This window comes from Lautropia dentalis (assembly GCF_003892345.1).
In the GTDB taxonomy this organism is placed as follows: domain Bacteria; phylum Pseudomonadota; class Gammaproteobacteria; order Burkholderiales; family Burkholderiaceae_E; genus Lautropia; species Lautropia dentalis.
Map to the genome: position 1 here is coordinate 1 of NZ_RRUE01000004.1, position 6,941 is coordinate 6,941.

A 6,941-nucleotide genomic window follows, 5' to 3' on the forward strand; every position below is an offset into this window, starting at 1 on the left:
ACTGCTGGCGCTGACGCTGGTCGAGCGCATGCGAGCCGCGGGCATTCGCGCGCAGGTGCGCGAACTGTTCGAACAGCCCGTGCTGTCGGCCTTTGCCGATGCACTGGCACAGGCGCAGGCCGCTGCGCTGGCCCGTGCCGAATCAGGCGGGAACGCGGGTGAGGGCGCCGGTGAAGGCACTTATGGTGAAATCGCCATCCCGCCCAACGACATTCCCGACGGCTGCACGCACATCACGCCGGACATGCTGCCGCTGGTGCAGCTGACGCAGGCCGAGATTGATTCGGTTGCGGGCCAGACGCCCGGTGGCATGGCCAACGTGCAGGACGTCTACCCGCTGGCCCCGCTGCAGGAAGGGATGCTGTTCCACCACCAGCTGCAGCAGGAAGGCGATGCCTATGTGACACCGACACTGCTGTCCTTCGACACACGCGAGCGGCTGGAACGCTTCGTGACCAGCCTGAACGAGGTGGTGGTGCGTCACGACATCCTGCGCACGGCGGTGCTGTGGGAAGGGCTGTCGAAACCGGTGCAGGTGGTGAACCGCACGGCACGCGTCGAACTGGCCTGGGCCGATTTTTCTGAAACGGAAAAAGCGCTTCCTGCCGGTGCTGAAGACGATGCGCTGGCCCGTCTGACGCGCCTGACCGACCCGGCCCATCACCGGCTGGACGTGAGAAAGGCGCCCATGCTGCATCTGGTGGCCGTGGAAGACCCATCGCCACGTGTCCCATCCGGCTCCATACTTTCCGGTGATTTCGCCCATGCCGGCAGTGACGTTCAGGATGCATCGGCGCAGGGAGATGTCGCGACGCGTGGTCGCTGGCTGCTGTCCGTGTCGCTGCACCACCTGATCAGCGATCACACCACGCTGGAGCGCATCGTGCATGAAATCGGCCTGCTGCAGCAGGGCCGAAGCAGTGAACTGCCGCCGGTGGTGCCGTTCCGCAATTTCGTGGCACAGGCCATACTGGGGGCTGACGAGGCTGCGCACGAAGCCTTCTTCCGCGACATGCTGGGCGATATCGAGGAAACGACCGCACCGTTCGGCTTGCTCGACGTGCAGGGCGATGGCAGCACGGTGGAAGAAATCCGTCACCTGTTGCCGGCAGACCTGTCTTCCAGCATCCGGCAGGTGGCCCGTGCGCAGGGCGTGAGCGCAGCCAGCGTCTTCCATCTGGCATGGGCCATGGTGCTGTCGGCCACCAGTGGGCAGTCGAGCCCGGTATTTGGCACGGTGCTGTTTGGCCGCATGGGCGGGGGCGAAGGTGCGGACAATGCCATGGGCATGTTCATCAACACGCTGCCGGTGCGCATCGACGTGGACCGTGCATCGGTGCAGCAGACGCTGGAGCGTACGCACCGGACACTGACGGCGCTGCTGCGGCACGAGCATGCCAGCCTGGTGCTCGCCCAGCGCTGCAGCAGTGTGGCGGCAGGGGCACCGCTGTTCACGTCCATGCTGAATTACCGCTACATCGGCCAGACCGGTACGGATACCGTGCCCTCCTGGGAAGGCATGACGGTACTGGGCGGAACGGAGCGTACCAATTTCCCGGTCACGCTTTCCGTGGATGATCTCGGCAGCGGCTTTGCCCTGGATTCGCAGGTCGATGGCCAGATCGGCGCGCAGCGTGTCATCGATGGCATGCTGCAGGCCCTGTCGGTCATCACGACGCGTCTGGCGGCGCGGGATGCCACGCCGCTCTGCGCACTGCAGTGGCTGCCGGCCGCGGAAGAAAACCGGCTGGCCAGCTGGGGGCTGCGTGAGCACCATCCGCTGCCCGCGCAATCCATTCACCGGCTGTTCGAGGAACAAGTGGCACGACATCCCGATGCCGTGGCCCTGACGATGGAGGATGTCTCGCTCACGTACCGGGTGCTGAACGAGCGGGCGAACCGTCTGGCACACCGCCTGATGCAAAAGGGTGTGCGTGCCGAAACGCGGGTGGGCATTGCCGTGGAGCGCTCGGTCGAGATGATCGTGGGCCTGCTGGCCATCCTGAAGGCGGGCGGTGCCTACGTGCCGCTCGATCCGGATTACCCGCCCAGCCGGATGGCGCACATCATGGCGGACAGCGGCATGCAGCTGCTGCTGACGCAGGACAAATTGCTGGCCGAACCGGGCGACAACGGCATGCCTGCCCTGCAGACGGTGCTGTTCGAAGACCCGTCGATTGCCCTTGAACGCAGCGACAATCCGGGCATCGTCACACACCCGGGCAACCTGGCCTATGTGCTGTACACCTCGGGTTCCACCGGTGTGCCGAAGGGCGTACAGGTCACGCACGGCAACGTCACGCGCCTGCTGGAACGCACGCAGCCCTGGTTCCATTTTGGCGCGGAAGATGTCTGGACGCAGTTCCATTCCTTTGCGTTCGACTTTTCCGTGTGGGAAATCTTCGGCGCGCTGTGCTCCGGCGGGCGCCTGGTGATGGTGCCGTACTGGGTCAGCCGCACACCCGACGCGTTCCTTGCGCTGTTGCAGAAGGAGCGGGTCACGGTGCTGAACCAGACGCCGTCGGCCTTTGGCAACCTGATTCCGCTGGTGGTGGCCCATGGCAGTGCGGGGGCATTGCGGACGGTGATCTTCGGCGGCGAGGCGCTCGATCCGCAGCGTCTGGCCGACTGGATGGATGCCTTCGGGGATCAGGTGCCGGCGCTGGTCAACATGTACGGCATTACCGAAACCACCGTGCATGTCACGTACCGGCCCATCGTGCAGGTAGATACGGCAACGCACCGTAGCCCGATGGGTCGTGCCATTGCCGATCTGGGGCTTTACGTGCTGGATGGTGCACTGAACCGCGTGCCGGTGGGCGTGGTGGGCGAGCTGTACGTGACGGGTGACGGTCTGGCGCGTGGCTACCAGCATCGGGCCGACCTGACGGCCGAACGCTTCGTGGCCGATCCGTTTGACGCTGCAGGCGGCCGGATGTATCGCACCGGCGATCTCGTGCGCTGGACGCCCGACGGGCAGCTCGAATACGTGGGCCGCGCCGACCATCAGGTCAAAATTCGGGGCTTTCGCATCGAGCTGGGTGAAATCGAGGCGCAGCTGCTGCGCCAGCCCGAGGTGCGCGAGGCGCTGGTGATGGCCCGCCCGTCGGATGGCGGTTCACGGCTGGTGGCCTATGTCTCCCTGAAACAGGGCCTGTCTGTCGGTCAGCCGGGCGAACCCGTGGAAGAACGGTCGTTGGTGCCAGAACGGCAGGCGGTGTCGGCTGCATCAGAGCAGCCGGCGGAGCATCCAGCCATTCAGACGTCTGAGCGGGTTTCGGACACGCTGCAGGACGCCGCGTTGCTGTTGCGCCAGCGTCTGGATGAAGTGCTGCCGGCGCACATGGTGCCTGCCGCCATCGTGGTGATGGATGCACTGCCGCTCAATGCCAACGGAAAGGTCGTGCGCAACGCGCTGCCCGATCCGGCCTTTGCGGCCTCCGACGCGTACGCGGCACCCGAGGGCGAAACGGAAGAGGCGCTGGCGCAGCTGTGGCAGACCCTGCTGAACCAGCCGCGTGTGGGCCGCCACGACAATTTCTTCGAACTGGGCGGGCATTCGCTGCTGGCGGTCACGCTGGTTTCGCGCATCCAGCAGACGATGCAGGTGCACGTCGAGGTGAAGGACATTTTTCTGCATCCGACGGTGACCGAACTGGCTTCCGTCTGCGTGCCTGCCGCGGGTCAGGCTGCACAGACGCAGGCCCTCGACGACATCGAACAATTCATTTCCGGACTGTTGAACTGACATGGCAGACACCGACGACAGGCTGAAGGCACTGGCCATTCAGTTTTCCAGACTGGCGCCCGAGGCGCAGCGTGCGGTGTATCAGCGCATGACGTCCCAGGGACTGCGCATCGGCCAGTTTCCGGTGGTTGCGCGGCCGCATCCGGAAGAGGCACGTACGCGTGCCTCGTACGCCCAGGAGCGCCAGTGGTTCCTGTGGAAGCTCGACCCCGCGGCACGCGCCTATCACATCAGCACCGTGCAGCGTCTGTCGGGCAGGCTGGATGCAGACACCATCGAGGCGGCTTTCCGGCTGCTCATCCAGCGGCATTCGCAGCTCGGCGTGGTGTTCGAGGCCGATGAGGCGGGAACGGTCTGGCAGCGCCGGGGGGATGTGCCCGATCAGGTCGTGCACCGGCAGGATTTCAGCGGGTTTGCCGAGACGGACCGCCATGCACGCCTGCAGCAGGCGGTATCGGTGCTGCAGGGAACACCGTTCGATCTGGAGGCAGGGCCACTGCTGCGTGTGGGGCTTTTCCGGCTGGCGGCCGACGAGCATGTGCTCGTGGTGGTCATGCATCACATCATCTGCGACGAGCGCTCGCTGGCCGTGCTGATGGCCGAATTCGGCATGGCCCATGCTGCCGTCCATGACACGCCGGCCGGTGATTTGCCGGTAGGCAGTGTGACGGGCGATGATTCTGCAGACCCTGCGTTTGCAGGCAACAATCCGTCATCTGGTGAAGGGCTGCCTGCCGGATCAGGTCTGCGGGCGTCCGATGGTCCGGCCACGCCTTTCGGGCCATTGCCGCTGCAGTACGAGGATTACGCCGTCTGGCAGCGCCAGTGGCTGGAAGCCGGCGAGGCCGAACATCAGCTGGAATACTGGAAAACCCGGATGGGCGAGGTGCAGCCCGTACTGCAACTGCCCACGGATTTCCCCCGTGAGGCAGGCGTGCGGTACAGGGCGGCGCGCCAGCATGTGGTGCTGCCAGCCGAACTGGCCGCGGACATTCGCGCGCTGTGCCGCCGGGAAGGCGTGACGGCCTTCATGGTGCTGCTGGCGGCGCTGAATGTGCTGCTGTACAGACTCACCGGCGAGCAGGACATCCGCATCGGCGTGCCCAATGCCAACCGCAACCGGGTCGAAACCGAAAACATCGTCGGCTTTTTCGTGAACACGCAGGTCATTCGCTGCGTGCTGGATGGCGGCCGTTCCCTGCGGGATGTCCTGCAGCAGGTCTGCGAAGCGGCGCTGGGGGCGCAGTCGCATCAGGATCTGCCCTTCGAGCAACTGGTCTCTGCACTCAATCCGGAGCGGGTGTCGGCCGACAATCCGCTCTTTCAGGTCATGTACAACCATGCCAGCGAAGAGGGCGGGGGCGCAGGCTTCCGGCTGGGGGAGGTGGTCATCGATGACTACCCGCTGCCGGGGGGCGAACTGGATGCACAGTTCGAGCTGACCGTGACCGGGCAGGAGCTGCCCGGCGGTGGTTTCGATGTGAGTTTCACCTATGCACAGGCACTCTTCCGGGCGGAAACGGTCAAACGCCTGCTGGACCAGTATGTGCTGCTGCTGGCGGCCTTCTGCCGTCCGGGTACGGTACGCACCGGTGATGTCGGCCTGCTGGCCGATGAAGACAGCGAACGTGTGGCTGCATGGGAAAAATCCCCTTCGCTCCCGCATGCCCCCGTGCCGATTCATGTGCTGTTCGAGCGCCAGGCAAGCGCTGCACCGGAGCGCGTGGCGCTGCAGGTGCAGACGGGAGAAGGTACCTTCGCCTCGCTGCGCTATGGCGAGCTGGATCGCCTGGCCAATGGCATCGCGCATGCGCTGTGTGCAGAAGGCGTTGGCCCCGGCATGCGCATCGGGCTTGTGGCAGGGCGTGGTTTTGCGCAGATTGCCGGCATACTGGCCATTCTGAAGGCGGGTGCAGCCTATGTACCGCTGGATGTGAACCAGCCGGCCGAACGGTTGCTGTTCCAGATTCGTGACAGCGGGCTTTCACGGATACTGGTCGAACCCGCCCTGCGCGCGCGCATGCCTGCGTGGCCGGCCGATGCACCGGCTCCGGCACTGATGCCGCTGGTCCTCCCCGACCATGCAGATGGCGACACGGATACCGGTCCCGATGTGTCCGTGCGCCCGGCGTCTGTGTGTCCCGAGACCGTGCATACTGACAGTGTGGCGTATGTGATGTACACCTCCGGCTCCACCGGCATGCCGAAGGGAGTCGAGGTGCAGCATCAGGGGATTTCCCGTCTGGTGCAGCAGCCCAATTATGCGCAGTTCGGCACGGCCACGCGGATGCTGCAGTTTGCCCCATTCACCTTCGATGCCTCCACGCTGGAAATCTGGGGAACCCTGTGCAATGGCGGCACCCTGGTGCAGGCGCCGGACGGGCTGCTGTCGCTGCAGGCGCTGGCCCGGTTCATCGCAGCAGGAGAAATCAATACGGCATGGTTCACGGCGGCGCTGTTCAACCGGCTGGTGGACGAAGTGCCCGGGGCACTGTCCGGCCTGGGGCTGGTGCTGAGCGGCGGTGAGGCGATGTCACCGGCCCATGCGCGGCGTGCACTGTCGCACAACCCGCAGCTCGTGCTGGTCAATGGTTACGGTCCTACCGAATGTACGACCTTTGCCGCCTGTGCACGCGTGGATGCTGCCACGCTTGCCACCGCAGCCGAAACCGGGACGATACCGCTGGGCCGCCCGATCGATGCCACCACTTGCCACGTGCTCGATGCCGATCTGATGCGCGTGGCGCCCGGCGCGGTGGGTGAGCTGTATCTGGGCGGAGACGGTCTGGCACAGGCCTATCTGAACCAGCCGGCACTGACCGCCAAGCGTTTCGTGGCCAGCCCGTTTGGCCATGCCGGAGAGCGCCTCTACCGCACCGGGGACCTGGTGCGCTGGAATGAGCAGGGCCAGCTGGAATATCTGGGGCGTGTCGATGCGCAGGTGAAGGTACGGGGCTTCCGTATCGAACTGGGCGAGGTGGAAGCGCAGCTGCAGAAACTGCCTGGCGTGCGCGAAGCCGTAGTGGTGGCACGTGAGACGGCGCAGGGTACGCAGCTGGCCGGTTATGTGTCGGGATATTCCGCTGCAGGCACCGGTGCCACGGATGCAACCGGAGCAACGGACGCAACTGGTACAACGGGCACAACCGGTGCAACCGGTGCAACGACCGCAACGGCTTCAACCGCCGCAGCA

The 6,941-nt window shown here is 65.3% G+C and carries 1 protein-coding gene and 1 pseudogene; both read left to right on the top strand.

Features of this window, described 5'->3' with window-relative positions:
• Positions 1–187 precede the first annotated feature (187 nt).
• Positions 188–3,748, top strand: a pseudogene (locus EHV23_RS15075) (non-ribosomal peptide synthetase); the annotation flags it as partial.
• Position 3,749: 1 nt separating this feature from the next.
• Positions 3,750–6,941, top strand: a 3,192-nt coding sequence (locus tag EHV23_RS15080; protein ID WP_125096921.1) for an amino acid adenylation domain-containing protein, incomplete at its 3' end; no start/stop codon positions are given.